Consider the following 17,250-nt stretch of genomic DNA (forward strand, 5'->3'; position numbering starts at 1 on the left):
GCGCCGAAGCAGCCTATACGCACCTACTCCCGGTAACACCCCTGCTCGATCTCTTCGATCAATCCGCGCGCCTTCGGCTGCCAGCCGAGCTGGCGCGCGTGCTTGGCCCGCACGCGGCTGTTGGACGCCATCGTATCCTCTGTCGTGCCTTCGCCCCATTCGGCGGCTGCTTCGGCCATCGACATCGCCGTTGGCGGGCCTGCAAAACCCAGCATGCGGTTGATCGCCTCGCAGGCTTCGCGCATCGAATTCTCGCCGTTCTCGGCGAAATAGAACGCGCCCGCCGGCGCCTTATCGATCGCAAGCGCGTAGAGCGTTACGAGATCGTCGATATGCACGTTCGACCAGATGTTCTCGCCAGGTCCGGCGTGCGCCGCGTTGCCGCGCTTTTTGGCCAGCCTGATCAGCAGCGGCACCTGCACGCTGTCAGGTCCGGCGCCAAGGCCAACGCCGTAGATCAGGCTCGGGCAGATGATGACCGGGCGGCAGTCTTTGTCGCGGTGCGAGAGGATGAACTCGTTCAGCGCGACCCGCGCCACGCGCGCAGGCGATGGTGCGATCGGCGCGTCTTCGTCGAAGATCGCATCCGACCGCTCGCCCCTGGCGCGCGTGCCGACGATGCTCGATCCCGATGTATGTATGAATGGCTTGCCGCTACCAGCAAGCGCGCCGAGCAGGCTTTCGACCGCGCCCCTGTGATCGGCGCTCGCCGCATTGACGACGATGTCGGCAGCCTGCGCCGCTTGCGCCAGAGTTTCTCCGTCATCGAGCGCTCCTAGCACTGGCTGGATACCCCGCGCGCGAACCGCTTCCGCCTTTTCAGGCGAGCGAACCAATCCGGTCACGTGATGTCCGGCAGCAATGAGATGCGCCGCAACCGATCCGCCGATATAGCCCGATGCGCCCGTGCAGAAGATTTTCATTTCCATTCCTCAGCGGTCATGCCGCGCGGCGATTTGTCAGCACACCCAGAACCCGACCGTCGCGATGAAGCCGGCGATGGCCGGTGCATCTAGGACATAAGACCGATTGCGACGCGCACCTCACCCGAGATGCTTCCTGAAAAACTCCGTCGCCCTGCCCCAGGCCAGTTCCGCGGCCTGCCGGTCATGCACGGTTTGCCGCTGCTCGTTGACGAAGGCGTGCTCGGCGTCATAGCGGAACAGCTCGAGCGACTTGCCGGCGGCCTTCATGCCCTGCTCGAAGGCATCGATCACCTGCGGCGTGCACCAGTCGTCCTTGTTGGCGAAATGGGCCTGCAGCGGGATCTTCACGTCCGCGGGCTTTGCGGCCTGCTCCGGCGGAATGCCGTAGAACACCACGCCGGCCGCCAGCTCCGGAATTTTGGTGGCGCCGATGATGGTCACCGCGCCGCCGAGGCAGAAGCCGGTCAACCCGACCTTGGCGCCGTTGCGCGACAGATATTGCGCGGCGCCCCGCACGGTCTGCGTGGTGGCGTCCATGAAATCCAGCGAGTTCATCTCTTTGCCGGCCGCATCCGTGTCGTGATACGGAACCACCGTGCCCTTGTAGAGATCGGGCGCCAGCGCATCGAAGCCCGCTACCGCGAAGCGGTCGCACAGGCCCTTGATCTGGTCCTGCAGGCCCCACCATTCCTGGATCACGACCACGCCCGGCGCATTGCCGCGCGCGGCATTGGCGAGATAGCCACTGGCATCCTTGCCGTCCGGCCGCTTGAAAGTGATGCTGGTACCCATGGGTTCCTCCGCGCTGATTTCTGGATGATTGACCGGCATTTTGTCCGCAGTGCGTTCCGGAAGCAATCGCCCGATCCGTGCGTCTAGAGCATTATCGGTTCTGATTGAATCAGAACCGAAGCTCTAGATTCTTGTTTTGACGCGTTTTCTTCACGCGAACTGGTACCCGCTTCTCTCGAAAACGCTATGGGTCAGGTCAGGGCAACAAAAAAGCCCCCGCGGGGGCTTTTCCGAAATCGCGTGCACCTTGATCAGTGGGCGTTGGCCCAGACCTTCTTCTTGGTGAAGTACAGCAGCACGGTGAGCAGGATCAGGAACACGAACACCTGCAGGCCGAGCGCCTTGCGCGCCTCCATGTGCGGCTCCGCGGCCCACATCAGGAACGTGGTGACATCCTTCGAGTATTGGGCAACCGTTGCCGGCGAGCCATCGTCAAAGGTGACCTGGCCGTCGTTCAGCGGCTTCGGCATCTTGATGGCGTGGCCGGGGAAATATTTGTTGTAGTAGGAGCCTTCGGGCAGCGTGACGCCGGCCGGCGGCTTGTCCTCATAGCCCTGCAGCAGCGCAGCCACATAGTCCGGGCCCTGCTCCTGATACTGGGTGAAGAAGTCGATCAGGAACATCGGGAAGCCACGGCCGTAGGAACGCGCCTTGGTGATCAGCGACAGGTCGGGCGGAAAGGCGCCGCCGTTGGCTGCACGCGCCGCCTGCTCGTTCGGGAACGGCGACGGGAAATAATCGGCAGGCCGGCCCGGCCGTTCGAACATATCGCCCTGATCGTTGGGGCCGTCCTTGACCTTGTATTCGGAGGCGAACGCCTGGGCCTGGGCCACCGAATAACCGGGACCGCCGGATTCGGCGAGGTTTCGGAATGCGACAAAGGACAGGCCGTGGCAGGACGAACAGACTTCCTTGTAGACCTTCAGGCCGCGCTGCAATGCGCCGCGATCGAACTTGCCGACGGGGCCGGCGAACGACCAGTTCTGCGCTGGCGGCTTGGTACTACCTTCGGCAGCGCGGGCGCTCTCGGCACCGCCCAACAGCAAGCCGCCGGCGACCATCAGGGCAATCACGCTCGACACCATCGACGCAGCCTTGCCGCCCGACTTCGCGAGCACGTCGTCGGCGATCGAGTTAGGCACCGGACGCGGCTTCTCGATCCGGGAGAGCAGTGGCAACAGGATCAGGAAGTAGGCGAAGTAAGCGATGGTCAGGATGCGGCCCACGATGACGTAGATGCCTTCCGGCGGCTGGGCGCCGAGATAGCCAAGCCCGATGCAGACCACGACGAACATCCAGAAGAACTGCTTGGCCAGCGGGCGGTACTTCGACGAACGCGTTTTCGCGCTGTCGAGCCAGGGCAGGAACGCCAGGATGATGATCGCACCGAACATTGCAATGACGCCGGCGAGCTTGTTCGGAATCGAGCGCAAGATGGCGTAGAACGGCAGATAGTACCATTCCGGCACGATATGCGCAGGCGTTACAGCGGGATTGGCCGGAATGTAGTTCTCGGCGTCGCCGAGATAGTTCGGCATGTAGAAGATGAACCAAGCGAAGAACAGCATGAAGCAGGAGACGCCGAACGCATCCTTGATCGTCGCGTAAGGCGTGAAAGGCACCGTGTCCTTTTCAGTCTTCGCCTCGACGCCGGCCGGATTGTTCTGGCCCGCAACATGCAGCGCCCAGATGTGCAGGACGACGACGCCGGCGATCACGAACGGCAGCAGGTAATGCAGCGAGAAGAAGCGGTTCAGCGTCGGATTGCCGACGGCATAGCCGCCCCACAGCAGCGTCACGATGCTCTCGCCGAAATAGGGCACGGCCGAGAACAAATTGGTGATGACGGTGGCGCCCCAGAAGCTCATCTGGCCCCACGGCAGCACGTAGCCCATGAAGCCGGTCGCCATCATCAGCAGATAGATGATGACGCCGAGGATCCACAGCACCTCGCGCGGCTCCTTGTACGACCCGTAATAGAGGCCGCGGAACATGTGGATGTAGACCGCGAAGAAGAACATCGAGGCGCCGCTGGCGTGGATGTTGCGCAGCAGCCAGCCGTAGTTGACGTCGCGGACGATCAGCTCGACCGATTTGAACGCGAGGTCGGCATGCGGCGTGTAGTGCATCGCCAGGATCACGCCGGTCAGGATCTGCACGCCCAGCATCATCGATAGGATGGCGCCGAAGGTCCACCAGTAGTTCAGGTTACGCGGCGTCGGATACGCCACGAACGAGGAGTGCATGAGTCCCATGATCGGGAGGCGCCGTTCGATCCACTTCAAGGCGGGATTGGTCGGCTGGAAATCGGATGGTCCGCTCATTGATGCGATCCTGAGGAAGTAAAACGACGCGACGGATTAAGGGTCTCGGACTGGCGCGCCCGAGCCCTTAGCCGATCTGGATTTTGGTGTCGGAAACAAAGGTGTAGGGCGGCACGGCCAGGTTGCTCGGCGCAGGTCCCTGCCGGATGCGGCCCGAGGTGTCGTACACCGAACCATGGCAGGGGCAGAAGAAGCCGTCGTAAGCGCCCTCATGGGCAATCGGGATGCAGCCGAGATGAGTGCAGATGCCGACCACGACCAGCCACTGGTCATGCCCCGGCTTGACTCTAGCCTCATCGCTCTGCGGATCGGGCAGGCTCGCAACCGGCACCTTGCGGGCCTCATCGATCTGCTTCTTGGTCCGGTGGCTGATGTAGATCGGCTTGCCGCGCCAGAACACCTTGATGTCCTGTCCCTCGGCGATCGGGGTCAGATCGACCTCAATCGGCGCACCGGCCGCGATCGTCGAGGCGTCCGGGTTCATCTGGGAAACCAGCGGCCAGACCGTGGCAGCCGCGCCTACGGCGGCGACGGCTCCCGTTGCAACAAAAAGGAAATCACGGCGTGTCGGATGGTCCGCCGAAGACGCTGTCGTCACGATTCCAAGCCCTTTCTTATCTGCAGCCAGCGGAACCGCCCCGGGGGCGCCAAAGGCGCGACCCGAAAGAGGCTGCCGGCGCCCGCGGCCCCCGCGGCGGCAGAAAAACCGCCTTTCCTCCCCCAATCCTGGCGGAACAAGCAGTCCAGAATCGTTCTATTGGCACCCTTGCCGTGAGAGCGCAAGCCCGCTATCGGCTCGCAAGCGTGCAATGCACTAAATCCGCGCCCGGCCGTGATTTATTCAATACATTTCACCCACGCTTCCGAAGCCTCGACACCATGCACATCGCGCTTTTCCAGCCTGACATCCCTCAGAACACGGGAACGATTCTGCGCCTGTGTGCGTGCCTGGGCGCGGCTGCCCACATCATCGAGCCGGCCGGATTTCCGATCTCGGACCGGCATTTCCGCCGGGCGGGAATGGACTACCTCGATCACGTCGCCCTCACCCGCCATGACTCATGGCAAAAATTCGAGCAATGGCGTAACGAAGCGGGTTTCCGGCTGGTGCTGTTTACAACCAAGGGGGCCGGTTCCTATCTGGATTTCAGCTACCGGCAGGACGATGTTCTGCTGTTCGGGCGGGAATCGGCAGGGGTACCCGATGAAGTCGCCTCCGCTGCCGATGCGCGGCTGGTGATCCCGATCAGGCCGGACTTGCGCTCGCTCAATGTGGCCATGGCGGCGGCCATGGCATTGGGCGAGGCGCTGCGGCAGACGGGTTCCGCGATGACGGGCGAGATGCAGTCCGAGGAGAGATAGTGAGTTACGCGGTCAAAGAGATATTCCTGACCTTGCAGGGCGAAGGCGCGCATGCCGGCCGCGCGGCGGTGTTTTGCCGTTTTTCCGGCTGCAACCTCTGGAGCGGCCGCGAACAGGACCGCGCCGGCGCCACCTGCAAGTTCTGCGATACTGATTTTGTCGGCACCGACGGCACGCTGGGCGGCCGCTACGCCACCGCGGACGAACTCGCCGACATCATCGCCGGGCAATGGACCGGCGAGAATACCAACCGCTATGTGGTCCTGACCGGCGGCGAGCCGCTGCTGCAGGTAGATACCCCCTTCATCGATGCGCTGCATGCGCGCGGCTTCGCCATCGGCATCGAGACCAACGGGACGATCGAACCGCCCGACGGGATGGACTGGGTCTGCGTCAGCCCGAAGGCCGGCGCAGGGCTCGTGGTGCGCCGCGGCCACGAATTGAAGCTGGTCTATCCGCAGACCGGCGCCGCGCCGGAAGATTTTGCAGGGCTCGATTTCGAACGTTTTTCGCTGCAGCCGATGGACGGACCCGACGTGATCGAAAACACCGCGCGCACGGTCGACTACTGCCTGCGCCATCCGCAATGGCGGCTCAGCCTGCAGACGCACAAGACCCTTGGTATCAGATAAGCACTTGGCATCAGATAGGAACCAGATTTTCAAGATGTGGGAACTGACCAAATCATTTCGCTTCGAAGCCGCGCATTCGCTGAAGGGGACGACCTTCGGCGCGGCCAGCGAGGAAATTCACGGCCACTCGTTTCGCGCCGAGGTGAGCGTGCGCGGCACGCCCGATCCGCAAACCGGCATGGTGCTGGATCTCGGCCTGCTCGAACGCAGCATGGAAGAGGTCCGCAAGACCCTCGACCACAAGCTTCTGAACAAGGTCGAGGCGCTTGGGACGCCAACGCTGGAAAACATTTCGCGCTACATCTTCGAACGCCTCCAGCACGCCGGCAAGATCACCCGCGTCAGCGTTCATCGCGACAGTTGCAACGAGAGCTGCACGTACTTTGGACCACAGGGCTAGAAATGCATCTTACCGTCATTGCCTGCGACAAACGCGAAGCGTTTGCGCAAGGGAGCGAAGCGACGAAGCAATCCATTCTTTCTGTGGCACGATGGATTGCTTCGCTACGCTCGCAATGACGGCAATATATGGATCGACCGCATGGACATGTCGCTGATCGAGCATCGCAAGACGCGCGCGAGAGCCTGGTTCGAAGCCTTGCGCAACGACATCTGCGCGGCCTTTGAGCGGCTGGAAGACGACGCCCCGGCCTCGCTCTATCCCGGCGACGCCGGACGCTTCGAGCGCACGCCCTGGAACCGCACCGACCACACCGGCACGCCGGGCGGCGGCGGCGTGATGTCGATCATGCGCGGGCGGCTGTTCGAGAAGGTCGGCGTGCACTGTTCCACCGTGCACGGCGAGTTCGCGCCCGAATTCCGGGCGCAGATTCCGGGCGCGGCCGACGATCCCAGGTTCTGGGCCTCGGGCATTTCGCTGATTGCGCATCTGCGCAATCCGAACGTGCCGGCGGTGCACATGAACACCCGCTTCGTCGTCACCACCAAGGCGTGGTTCGGCGGCGGCGCTGACTTGACGCCGGTGCTGGACCGGCGGCGCACCCAGGAGGACCCGGACACGCTGGCCTTCCACCAGGCAATGAAGGAAGCCTGCAGCGGACCGAACGGCGTCGCCGACTACGACAAATACAAAAAATGGTGCGACGAATATTTCTATCTGCCGCATCGCAAGGAAGCGCGCGGCATCGGCGGCATTTTCTACGACTGGCACGACTCAGGCGATTGGGACGCCGACCTCGCCTTTACCCAGGACGTCGGCCGCGCCTTCCTGAAAATTTATCCAGAGCTCGTCCGCCGCAATTTCGCCCTCCCCTGGAACGCCGCCGACCGCGAGGAGCAGTTGATCCGGCGCGGACGCTATGTCGAGTTCAACCTGCTCTACGACCGCGGCACAATTTTTGGGCTGAAGACCGGCGGCAATGTGGATTCCATTCTCTCGTCGATGCCGCCGGAGGTAAAGTGGCCATGATTTGACTGTCATGATCGGCTTGTCATGACCGATCGCTAGAATGCGAATCGCGTCATGCATTTCAAGGAGCAGATCATGGATTTGAAACCAGGCGACGTCGTCATTCTGAAGTCCGGCGGCCATCCGCTTAGCGTGGTGGAAGTCAACGAGGGTAATGTTGTGTGTATGTGGATGGGTAATGAAGGCGATCTCTTTCGCGAGACGCTGCCACTAGCCGTCCTTGAACTCGCCGAGCACGACACCTCGGATGACGACGATGAAGAAGAGGAAGACGACGAAGAAGACGATGAGGACGAAGACGAAGACGACAAGCACGCCAGCAAAGTCGCCTAAGGGAATTTCGACGTCGCCCGGCATCCACAGCCCGGCGACGTCGTTTCCTGGAATTGGACCCCGTGCGGAGCATCTGATATTCGCGGCAAGTCGACCGCCGCTTCCCGCGGTCGACAGCGCTGGAAGCGAAATGGCCGTGAAACGATGACCCACCTGCCCCGTGCCATGCTGATCGACATGGACGACACCATCCTGTCGGCCTATGGCCGCCCGGAAATCGCCTGGCACAATGTCGCCGCGGAATTCGCCGCCGAGTTCGGGCCGTTGACCTCGCAACAGGTTGCCACCGCCGTCCTGGATTCCGCGCGCAAATTCTGGGCGGTCGCCGGCGCCGAATGGCGGCTGAAGCTGGATGAGGCGCGGCGTATAACCGTCACACGCGGATTTGCCGCCCTTGCCGCCGGCGGCCATACGCTGCCCGAGGATCTTGCGGTACGGCTCGCCGACCGCTTCACCGCCTACCGCGAAGAGGAAATGTTCGTGTTCCCCGGCGCGCACGACGCCATCGACGAATTGAAGGTGCGCGGCGTCAAGCTGGCGCTGGTGACCAACGGTGCCGCCGGCACCCAGCGCGCCAAGGTCGAACGCTTTGCGCTGTCGCACCGTTTCGATCACATCCAGATCGAGGGCGAGCACGGTTTCGGCAAGCCGGACGAGCGCGCCTATCTGCACGCCATGCAGACGCTCGGCGTCACCGCATCCGAGACCTGGATGATCGGCGACAATCTGGAATGGGAAGTCGTAGCGCCGCAGCGGCTCGGCATCTACGCGATCTGGATCGACGTGCATGGCGACGGCCTGCCCACGGACTCCACCGTGAAGCCCGATCGCATCATCCGCTCACTGACGGAACTGCTGCCGCGTGAGCGCTGATAGAGATCAGTGCCGCAGCGCCGCTGTGATCATGATGATGCCGCCGACCATCACGGCGGCGTCGAGGATCGCGGTGTGGATATGCACCGGCATGCGCTCGACGAAGGCTTTAGCGAGGAACGCCCCCGGAATAGCGATGGCGCCGATCAGCAGCGCAAAGGCCAGCACCTGCGCGGTGACGACGCCGGCCAGGCCGAATACCGAAATCTTGATGAGGCCGGTCACGACCGAGATCACGGCGTCGGTGGCAATCACTGCCGCGCCCTCGAGCCCCGACGCCATCAACAGCGACAGCAGGATCACGCCGGAGCCTGACGTGCCCCCGACCAGCACGCCATACCCCACCGCGCTCGCACCGAGGCCGGTATCGCCAATCCTGATATCGCGCTTCTTGGCCAACCGGCGCAGCGGCACGCTCAGCATCAGCATGCTGCCGATCACCAGCGCCGCGCCGGTGCTGGTGAGCCGCGTATAGCCGTAGGCGCCGAGCGCGGTAGTCGGCGCGGCAGCCCCGATCACGATCAGCGCGCGCCGCCGGTCGGCGTAACGGAAATAGGCCACGAAGCGGCTTATATTGGTGATGATCGCCGATATCGCGATGATCGGCACCACCGGCTCGGCGCCGACCATCGGCACCAGCACCAGCGGCATCAATGCGCCAGTGCCATAACCGGCAAGACCGCCGATGATGGACGCAAACAACGCCATGCCGCCAACCAGCACGAGTTGGCCGAGCGAAATGTCGGCGAAGCCGGCGAGAATACTCACAGCCGGTGATCGCGGGTGAAGCGGGCGGCGGTCTGGTCGGCGATCGCGGCCAGCGCGGATGATTCAAGCGGAAAATCCGCGGCCAGCCAGGCGTCTTCCGCAAGCGTCAACACGTGACCAAGCGCGGGGCCCTCGGCAATGCCGCGCGCGATGAAATCGGCCGCCTTCAGCGGAAATTTCGGCGCGCTCCAGCGCTGCGGCAAGGTTGCGAGCTCGTGCCAGCGCGCAGCACCATTGCCGATGCCGCCTGCGCGCGCCCATGCCAGCATCACCCGGTCGCGATAGGGATCCTCGCCCAGCCGATAAAGAAGCTGCCGCGCCCGCGCGCCGTTCTTGGCGGCGAACCGCCACCAGCGATGGCCCATCGAGTCCAGCGCCTTGTGTTCCGCGTTGGAAAGCCGAAGCCGCGCCGAGACGCGCCTGGCGTCCTCGGTGACGGCCACCGTGAGCGCGGCGAGCCGGCGCACGGCGTTCGGCGGCAGCCCCAGCGCGCGTTCGGCCGCGATCATCGCGGCGAACGTCCCGGTGTAGGTAATGCCGCCGAATATCGGCAGCAGCAGGCCGGCATCCGCCATCGCCTGCACCGCGACCACGGCGCCTTCCGCGATCAACAGCTTCAACATCTCCATGCGGACGCGCTCGGCGGAAAGGCTTGCAAGCCCCGCGCGCCCATCGATACAGGCGAGATATCCGGCACGGTCGGGCTCACCCTCTCCATAGGCGGCATGCATGCGGAAGAAGCGCAGGATGCGCAGATAATCCTCGGCGATACGCTGGCTGGCATCGCCGATGAAGCGCACGCGTTTGGCTTCGATGTCGGCCAGCCCGCCGACATGGTCATGCACGATGCCGCCGGCATCGACGGAAAGCCCGTTGATGGTGAAGTCGCGCCGTTCCGCATCGCGAACCCAGTCGCGCCCGAACGCAACCCTGGCCTTGCGGCCAAAAGTCTCCGTGTCCTCGCGCAAGGTCGTAACCTCGAACGGATGCGATTCGACGACCAGCGTAACCGTGCCGTGGTCGATGCCCGTCGGCACGCATTTGATGCCGGCCGCCTTGGCGCGCCGGGCGACCTCGTCGGGCAGAGCGGTGGTCGCAATGTCGATGTCGCCCAGAGGAATTTTCAACAGCGCATTGCGCACGGCGCCGCCGATCACGCGGGCTTCCTCGCCATCGCCGTTGAGTAATGCAAGCACGCGCGCGGCCGGACCGGATCTGAGCCAGGGCGCGTCCGACAGCACGCGGGCCTCGATCATTTCTCGACTCCGGGAACCAGCTTGCCGTCTTCGAGATGCGCAGGAACGTAGGTCGAGTCCGGCGGCGCGCCGGAGAATTGCGCGAGAAAGACGAAACTGATCACGACCAGCAGCAGCGATCCCAGCACCAGTTTGGCGACAAGATGCGCCGGCCACGAGGACGACACCAACAGTCCGGAACGGGTGGCAATCAGAAACAGCGCATAGGCCGCAAACGGGATCAGGAAAATCGCGACCTCGGTCAGAACCGGACGGATCATGCGAGATAAATCCGCTCATATAGCACGCGCAGAATTCCTGCGGTCGCGCCCCAGATGTAACGCTCGGCGAACGGCATGGCGTAATAGGAGCGCTCCATGCCGCGGAATTCCTTGGAATGGATCTGATGGTTCTCGGGATTCATCAGGAACGCCAGCGGCACCTCGAAGGCGTCAATCACCTCGCCTTCGTTGATCGTCAGCTTGAAGCCGGGCTTCACCCGCGCTACTGTCGGCAGGATGCGAAACCCGAACGCGGTTCCATAGAGGTCGAGATAGCCGATCGGCTCGATGAAGTCGCGCTTGAGGCCGACTTCCTCCTCCGCCTCGCGAAGTGCGGCGTCGAGCGGGGAAGCATCGGTGGCGTCGATCTTGCCGCCGGGAAAGGAAATCTGGCCGGCGTGGCTGGACAGATGCGGCGAGCGCTGCGTCAGCAACACGGTCGGCTCGCGGTGATCGACCACCGGGATCAGCACCGCCGCCGGCCGTACCGGCTGCTCGCGCGCCACGATCTCGAGCATGCGGTCGTTGCCCGCGTCGCCGGTTTTCGGAACGATATCGGGATCGACCAGGCCGGGCGGCACGTCGAAGCTCAACCGAGCCTGGCTCCGCGTGAAAAACTCCGCCGAGCTGATCGGAGCCGCTTCCATCTTTTTCAGTATCGGCTCGTTCAAACCGCGTCCCTCACCTGCTTCGCGTCCGCCATCGTAAAGAACTCGCCGCCGGACTCGATGCCGAACATCGGCTGACCATCGACCACCCGCTCTTCCCCCATGTCAACCAGATCGTAATAGAGCGCGCGGGTCACCTTCGCCCACAGATCGGCGCGGACGTGAAGGTAGGGCGTCAGCCCACCGTCGGCGGCCATCTCGAATCGCAGGCGGTGTCCGGAATCGCATGGCACCCAGTCGTCGACATTGGTGCGAAAGCGCAATAGACGGCCGCGATCATCAGCCTCCTTTTGCATCTCCACCGCGAGGAAAGGCGCGTCGTCGACTCGAATGCCGACCTTCTCGACCGGGGTCACGAGAAAGTGCTTGCCGTCCTCGCGCTTGAGTATGGTCGAAAACAGCCGCACCAGCGCCGGCCGCCCGATCGGCGTCCCCATGTAGAACCACGTACCGTCACCGGCGATTCGCATGTCGAGATCGCCACAGAACGGCGGATTCCACAGATGCACCGGAGGAAGCCCCTTGCTGGCCGGGGTGGCGTTGGCGGCTTCCCTCGCAGCGACAGTAAGTCCTTCGAGGCCCTGAGTGCCGGTTTGCCCTTGCTTTGCCATTGTTTGCCCTGAGTCTCGGCGCCTCATCTGGCACGATTGGTGCACGTATACCGAGATATGTGTTCCCGACGATTGGTGTCCGTACTAATGCGGATGGGTCGCCATATCGTGATGCCGTTCATACCCCGAAATACCGATAATGTGGGGATACTTTAATTCAGCGAATACATGGCCTTTGCACAGGTTTAGCATGAGGTTCGTGGCATGACGACGCAACCAGCGGTGTCATGAAGCGGTTATACGGTCGAAGGAGACAGACATGGCGAATGCAGACGGTGTCGAGAAACTCGAGGACGCGATCGTCCGGTCGGCGGAGCAGGTCGCCGGCCAGATTCGCGCCGCGAAGGAAGCGATCTCCACCGTCATCTTCGGCCAGGACCGGGTGATTGAAAACACCCTGGTGACAATCCTGTCCGGCGGCCATGCGCTCCTGATCGGCGTTCCCGGCCTCGCCAAGACCAAGCTGGTCGAAACGCTGGGCATCACGCTCGGGCTGGACGCCAAGCGCATCCAGTTCACACCGGACCTGATGCCCTCGGATATTCTGGGCGCCGAAGTGCTGGACGAGAGCAACTCCGGCAAGCGGTCGTTCCGCTTCATCTCCGGACCGGTGTTCGGGCAGCTCCTGATGGCCGACGAAATCAACCGCGCCAGCCCGCGTACGCAATCGGCGCTGCTGCAAGCCATGCAGGAACAGCACATCACTGTTGCAGGCGCGCGGCATGACCTCCCAAAACCGTTCCACGTGCTCGCCACGCAAAACCCGCTGGAGCAGGAAGGCACCTATCCGCTGCCCGAAGCGCAGCTCGACCGCTTCCTGATGGAGATCGACGTCGATTATCCCGACCGCGATGCCGAACGCCGTATCCTGTTCGAAACGACGGGCGCGGATGCGACGCTCGCCAAGGCCTCGATGGACGCGGAAATCCTGATCGCGGCACAGCGGCTGGTGCGCCGCCTGCCGGTCGGCGACAGCGTCGTCGAGGCGATTCTGTCGCTGGTGCGCTCCGCGCGCCCGAGTTCCGAAGACGGCGGCGACAAGCTGATTGCCTGGGGACCGGGTCCGCGCGCCAGCCAGTCGCTGATGCTGGCGGTCCGCGCCCGCGCGCTGCTCGACGGCCGCCTCGCGCCCTCGATCGACGACGTGCTGGATCTCGCCGAACCCATTCTCAAGCACCGCATGGCGCTGACGTTCTCGGCGCGCGCGGAAGGCCGCACCATTCCCGACGTAATCAGACAATTGAAGACGCGGATCGGTTGATGGCCGCAGAGACCAGCCACGAGACCAGGGAGCTTTTAGCAATCCGACGTGCCGATGGCGAAAGCCGAACGCTCGCCGCTTCGCTCCCCCGACTCGTGCTCGAAGCCCGGCGTATCGCCGCCAACGTCATCCATGGCCTGCACGGCAGGCGCCGCGCCGGCGCCGGCGAGAGCTTTTGGCAATACCGCCGCTTCGTCTCCGGCGAGCCGTCGCAGAATGTCGACTGGCGGCGCTCGGCGCGTGACGATCACCTCTATGTCCGCGAGCAGGAGTGGGAGGCTGCGCATACGGTGTGGCTGTGGCCCGACCGTTCGCCGTCGATGGCGTTTGCTTCCAAGGGTGCGCGCGACAGCAAGCTGGAACGCGGGCTGATCGTTACATTCGCGCTTGCTGAACTCCTGGTTTCGGGCGGAGAGCGCGTCGGCATTCCCGGCCTGATGAACCCGACCGCAAGCCGCAACGTGATCGACAAGATGGCGCAGGCGATGCTGCACGACGATGCGGTGCGCGCGAGCCTGCCGCCGTCCTTTGTCCCGTCGGCGCTGGCCGAAATTGTCGTGCTGTCCGATTTGTGGTCGCCGATGAGCGAGATCAGGGTGATGCTCGCAGGGCTTTCGGCCTCCGGCGCCCATGGCTCGCTGATCCAGGTCGTCGATCCCGCCGAAGAAACCTTTCCCTATGCCGGCCGGGTCGAATTCGTCGAGCCGGAAGGATTTGGCGTCATCACCGCCGGCCGCGCCGAGAGCTGGGCCAGCGACTATGTCGCGCGTGTCGCACTGCATCGCGACGAGATCCGCAGCGAAACCAACCGGCTCGACTGGTTGTTCTCGACCCACACCACCAGCCGTTCCGCCGCCGAACTCCTGCTGTTCCTGCATGCGGGCATGATGGCAGCCAAGGGAAGCGTGCACAGCTCAACGGTCAAGGCGGGGCGTAGCGCATGATCGCGGCCCTCCCCCTAACCTTTGCGCAACCGCTGCTGCTGCTGGGCTTGTTGAGCCTGCCGGTGTTGTGGTGGCTGCTGCGCGTCATGCCGCCACGGCCGCGGCGGATCGAGTTTCCGCCGACGCGGCTGTTGTTCGACATCAGGCCCAGGGAAGAAACCCCGTCGCGGACGCCGTGGTGGCTGACCTTGCTGCGGCTTGCCGCCGCCGCACTGGTCATCCTTGCCGCCGCAGGCCCGATCTGGAATCCGCAAACCGGCGTCGGCGGCAGCAATGCGCCCTTGGTGATCCTGCTCGACGACGGCTGGAGCGCGGCGGCGAGCTGGGACACCCGGGTCAAGGCCGCTGACGAACTGATCGCCAACGCCGACAACGACCGCCGCGGCGTTGCACTGGTTCCGCTTTCCGAGACCGCGCGCGACATCACGCTGATGCCGGCCGGCACCGCGCGGGTCGCGCTGCGTCAGATTGCGCCAAAACCTTATTCGGTCGACCGCGTCGACACGCTTGGCGCGCTCGACCGCTTCCTGAAGGCGACCGGTGATGCCGAGATCGCGTGGCTGTCCGACGGCGTCGACACCGGGCGCGGCGCCGAATTCGTCGAAAATCTCGGCAAGACCATCGGCGATCGCAAGCTGACGGTGTTCGAAGGCGGCGCGGCCCCGGCGCAGGCATTGGTCGCCGCCGAAAACGCCGCGGCGAAGATGACGGTCAAGGTGCTGCGCACCACCGGCGGCGTCGCAGCCGGTGTGGTTCGCGCGATCGACGCCAAGGGCTCGCCGATCGGCGAGGCGCGCTACGCGTTTGGCATGCAGGATCGCGAGAGCGAAGCGGCGTTCGATCTGCCGGTCGAACTGCGCAACGACATTTCGCGGCTGGAAATATCGGGCGAACGATCGGCCGGCGCGGTGCAACTGCTCGACAAGCGTTGGCGCCGGCGCGCCGTCGGCGTCGTTACCGGCGCGACCAGCGACACCGCCCAGCCGCTATTGGCGTCGACCTTCTATCTGACCCGCGCATTGTCGCCATTCGCCGACATACGGCTGGGTGATCGCGGCGCGGCGCAACAGGTAATCGCGCAGTTCCTCGATCAGCGCCTACCGATGATCGTGCTCGCCGATGTCGGCACGCTGTCGCCGGAAATCCGCGAGCGGCTGAACGCATGGATCGATCAGGGCGGCGTGCTGGTGCGTTTCGCAGGCCCTCGCCTGGCGCAGGCCGATGACGATCTGGTGCCGGTGAAACTGCGTCGCGGCGGCCGCATTCTCGGCGGCAGCCTGACCTGGGAAAAGCCGCAGCATCTGGCTTCCTTCGCCGCCGACGGTCCGTTCGCGGGCCTCGCCGTGCCCAAGGACATCACCGTGAACCGGCAGGTGCTGGCCGAGCCGGACGCGGTGCTCGCCACCAAGACCTGGGCGTCGCTGGAAGACGGCACGCCGCTGGTGACCGGCGAGCATCGCGGCAAGGGCGTTATCAGCCTGTTCCATGTCGGCGCCGACTCGCGCTGGTCGGACCTGCCGATGTCCGGCAGCTTCGTCGAGATGCTGCGGCGGATGGTCGACATGTCCGGCTACACTTCGAAGCCCGGCGCGGGCGTTGCGAGCGAGGCGACTAATGTCGAGACCGTGGCGCCGCTGCGCACCCTCGACGGCTTCGGCGCATTCGGGCCGCCGCCCTCGACCGCCAAACCGATGCCGGCGGATTATCGCGACCGCGCTACGTCAGATCATCCGCCGGGCTTCTACGGCCCGGCCGATGGCCCGATCGCGGTCAACACGCTGGCCCCGGCCGATCGCATCGCGCTGCTCGATACATCTTCCCTGCGCGCGCAACGCGCCAGCTACACCAACGCCGAACCGCGCGATCTGCGCGGCATTCTGCTGTCGTCGTCGCTGGTGCTGTTCCTGATCGACGCGATCGTGGTCGCGATGCTGGGTGCGGGCCTGGCCGCCTTGTGGCGGCGGCGCACGGCGGCGGCCGCCGTTCTGCTGGCCCTGACCCTGTCCGCAACCTCGATCGCACCTTCGCCGACGCGCGCCCAAAACAACGACGAATTCGCCATCAAGGCGGTGTCGCAGACGCGCCTCGCCTATGTCGTCACCGGAAATGCCGACGTCGATTCCATCGTCAAGGCCGGCATGGCGGGACTGACGCTGTTCCTGGCGCAGCGCACCGCGCTGGAGGCCGGCGATCCCGTCGGCGTCGATCCCGCGCGCGACGAACTGGCGTTCTTTCCGCTGATCTACTGGCCGATCGTGCCGGGTGCGCCGAAGCCGCCGCAGGATGCCATCAACCGCATCGACGCCTACATGAAACAGGGCGGCACGGTGCTGTTCGACACCCGCGACGCCGTCGAGGCGCCGCCCGGCGAAAACGGCGCGGCGCAGACGCCGGGCATGCGTACCTTGCGCGAAATTCTCTCCTCCCTCGACGTGCCCGAACTGGAGCCGGTGCCGCGCGAGCACGTGCTGACCAAGACGTTCTACCTGCTGCGCGACTTCCCCGGCCGCTTCAACACGGGCCAGACCTGGGTCGAGACCCTGCCGCGCGAGGAAGACGACGATGCAGCCTCGCGCCCGGCGCGCGGCGGCGACGGCGTCTCGCCCATCATCATCACCTCGAACGATCTTGCCGGCGCCTGGGCGCACCGCCCGGATGGGCAGCCGATGCTGCCGCTGACGCCGGGCGAGCCGCGCCAGCGCGAATTCGCGTTCCGCTCCGGCGTCAACATCGTGATGTACACCCTGACCGGCAACTACAAGGCCGATCAGGTCCACGCGCCGGCTCTGATCGAGCGGTTGGGGCAATAGG

General features: G+C 64.5%; 18 protein-coding genes. 9 read left to right on the forward strand and 9 right to left on the reverse strand.

The features are described from left to right. Nucleotides 1-23 precede the first annotated feature (23 nt). From V1286_RS26055 to petA, 4 genes are all read right to left on the reverse strand, one after another. Nucleotides 24-923, reverse strand: coding sequence for an NAD-dependent epimerase/dehydratase family protein (locus V1286_RS26055; RefSeq protein ID WP_334484392.1), 900 nt, complete (start codon nucleotides 921-923; stop codon nucleotides 24-26). 120 nt (nucleotides 924-1,043) lie between these two features. Continuing rightward, a complete protein-coding gene (locus V1286_RS26060; protein WP_334484393.1) occupies nucleotides 1,044-1,718 on the reverse strand; it encodes a dienelactone hydrolase family protein in 675 nt (224 codons plus the stop codon). 251 nt (nucleotides 1,719-1,969) lie between these two features. Then, nucleotides 1,970-4,042 (reverse strand): cytochrome c1, encoded by a 2,073-nt coding sequence (locus V1286_RS26065; RefSeq protein ID WP_334484395.1) that lies wholly within the window; start codon nucleotides 4,040-4,042, stop codon nucleotides 1,970-1,972. Between the two features lie 67 nt (nucleotides 4,043-4,109). Continuing rightward, a complete protein-coding gene (petA, locus tag V1286_RS26070; protein WP_334484397.1) occupies nucleotides 4,110-4,640 on the reverse strand; it encodes a ubiquinol-cytochrome c reductase iron-sulfur subunit in 531 nt (176 codons plus the stop codon). A gap of 281 nt (nucleotides 4,641-4,921) precedes the next feature. On the opposite strand from petA, the gene V1286_RS26075 reads away from it, so the two are divergent. From V1286_RS26075 to V1286_RS26100, 6 genes are all read left to right on the forward strand, one after another. Next, the gene (locus V1286_RS26075) at nucleotides 4,922-5,404 is read left to right on the forward strand and encodes a tRNA (cytidine(34)-2'-O)-methyltransferase (RefSeq protein WP_334484399.1); all 483 of its coding nucleotides are present in this window, start codon (nucleotides 4,922-4,924) and stop codon (nucleotides 5,402-5,404) included. Then, nucleotides 5,404-6,036 carry a 7-carboxy-7-deazaguanine synthase gene (gene queE / locus V1286_RS26080; protein WP_334484401.1) on the forward strand — a complete coding sequence of 211 codons (633 nt, stop codon included), beginning with the start codon at nucleotides 5,404-5,406 and terminating at the stop codon, nucleotides 6,034-6,036. Before V1286_RS26075 ends, queE begins: the two co-directional genes overlap by 1 nt. A gap of 34 nt (nucleotides 6,037-6,070) precedes the next feature. Then, the gene (locus V1286_RS26085) at nucleotides 6,071-6,436 is read left to right on the forward strand and encodes a 6-carboxytetrahydropterin synthase (protein WP_334489901.1); all 366 of its coding nucleotides are present in this window, start codon (nucleotides 6,071-6,073) and stop codon (nucleotides 6,434-6,436) included. Nucleotides 6,437-6,577: 141 nt separating this feature from the next. Beyond that, complete coding sequence (hemF, locus tag V1286_RS26090) at nucleotides 6,578-7,465, forward strand: oxygen-dependent coproporphyrinogen oxidase (RefSeq protein WP_334484403.1); 888 nt, start codon at nucleotides 6,578-6,580, stop codon at nucleotides 7,463-7,465. A 75-nt stretch (nucleotides 7,466-7,540) separates the two neighbouring features. Further along, nucleotides 7,541-7,798 carry a DUF2158 domain-containing protein gene (locus V1286_RS26095; protein WP_334484405.1) on the forward strand — a complete coding sequence of 86 codons (258 nt, stop codon included), beginning with the start codon at nucleotides 7,541-7,543 and terminating at the stop codon, nucleotides 7,796-7,798. Between the two features lie 144 nt (nucleotides 7,799-7,942). Further along, nucleotides 7,943-8,671, forward strand: coding sequence for an HAD family hydrolase (locus tag V1286_RS26100; protein ID WP_334484406.1), 729 nt, complete (start codon nucleotides 7,943-7,945; stop codon nucleotides 8,669-8,671). 6 nt (nucleotides 8,672-8,677) lie between these two features. Here the strand turns inward: V1286_RS26100 and V1286_RS26105 are convergent, their stop codons facing one another. From V1286_RS26105 to V1286_RS26125, 5 genes are read right to left on the reverse strand one after another with little or no spacing between them, the layout of a single operon-like run. Beyond that, nucleotides 8,678-9,439 carry a sulfite exporter TauE/SafE family protein gene (locus V1286_RS26105; RefSeq protein ID WP_334484408.1) on the reverse strand — a complete coding sequence of 254 codons (762 nt, stop codon included), beginning with the start codon at nucleotides 9,437-9,439 and terminating at the stop codon, nucleotides 8,678-8,680. Next, entirely contained in the window at nucleotides 9,436-10,695 is a 1,260-nt protein-coding gene (locus V1286_RS26110) for a CCA tRNA nucleotidyltransferase (protein WP_334484410.1), read from the reverse strand. Before V1286_RS26110 ends, V1286_RS26105 begins: the two co-directional genes overlap by 4 nt. After that, nucleotides 10,692-10,955: a DUF6111 family protein gene (locus V1286_RS26115; protein ID WP_334484412.1), complete on the reverse strand. Its 264-nt coding sequence runs from the start codon at nucleotides 10,953-10,955 to the stop codon at nucleotides 10,692-10,694. The genes V1286_RS26110 and V1286_RS26115 overlap by 4 nt, the downstream gene beginning before the upstream one ends. Further along, complete coding sequence (locus tag V1286_RS26120) at nucleotides 10,952-11,602, reverse strand: CoA pyrophosphatase (protein WP_417021281.1); 651 nt, start codon at nucleotides 11,600-11,602, stop codon at nucleotides 10,952-10,954. Before V1286_RS26120 ends, V1286_RS26115 begins: the two co-directional genes overlap by 4 nt. A 20-nt stretch (nucleotides 11,603-11,622) precedes the next feature. After that, nucleotides 11,623-12,234, reverse strand: a complete 612-nt coding sequence (locus V1286_RS26125) for a DUF1285 domain-containing protein (RefSeq protein WP_334484416.1) — start codon at nucleotides 12,232-12,234, stop codon at nucleotides 11,623-11,625. 259 nt (nucleotides 12,235-12,493) lie between these two features. Here V1286_RS26125 and V1286_RS26130 point away from each other — a divergent pair, with 259 nt between their 5' ends. From V1286_RS26130 to V1286_RS26140, 3 genes are read left to right on the forward strand one after another with little or no spacing between them, the layout of a single operon-like run. Beyond that, entirely contained in the window at nucleotides 12,494-13,495 is a 1,002-nt protein-coding gene (locus V1286_RS26130) for an AAA family ATPase (RefSeq protein ID WP_334484418.1), read from the forward strand. Next, nucleotides 13,495-14,439, forward strand: coding sequence for a DUF58 domain-containing protein (locus tag V1286_RS26135; RefSeq protein ID WP_334484420.1), 945 nt, complete (start codon nucleotides 13,495-13,497; stop codon nucleotides 14,437-14,439). Before V1286_RS26130 ends, V1286_RS26135 begins: the two co-directional genes overlap by 1 nt. Then, nucleotides 14,439-17,249, forward strand: a complete 2,811-nt coding sequence (locus tag V1286_RS26140; protein ID WP_334489904.1) for a DUF4159 domain-containing protein — start codon at nucleotides 14,439-14,441, stop codon at nucleotides 17,247-17,249. The genes V1286_RS26135 and V1286_RS26140 overlap by 1 nt, the downstream gene beginning before the upstream one ends. Nucleotide 17,250: the final 1 nt, after the last annotated feature.

Origin of the sequence: Bradyrhizobium algeriense (assembly GCF_036924595.1) — a bacterium.
Taxonomy (GTDB): domain Bacteria; phylum Pseudomonadota; class Alphaproteobacteria; order Rhizobiales; family Xanthobacteraceae; genus Bradyrhizobium; species Bradyrhizobium algeriense.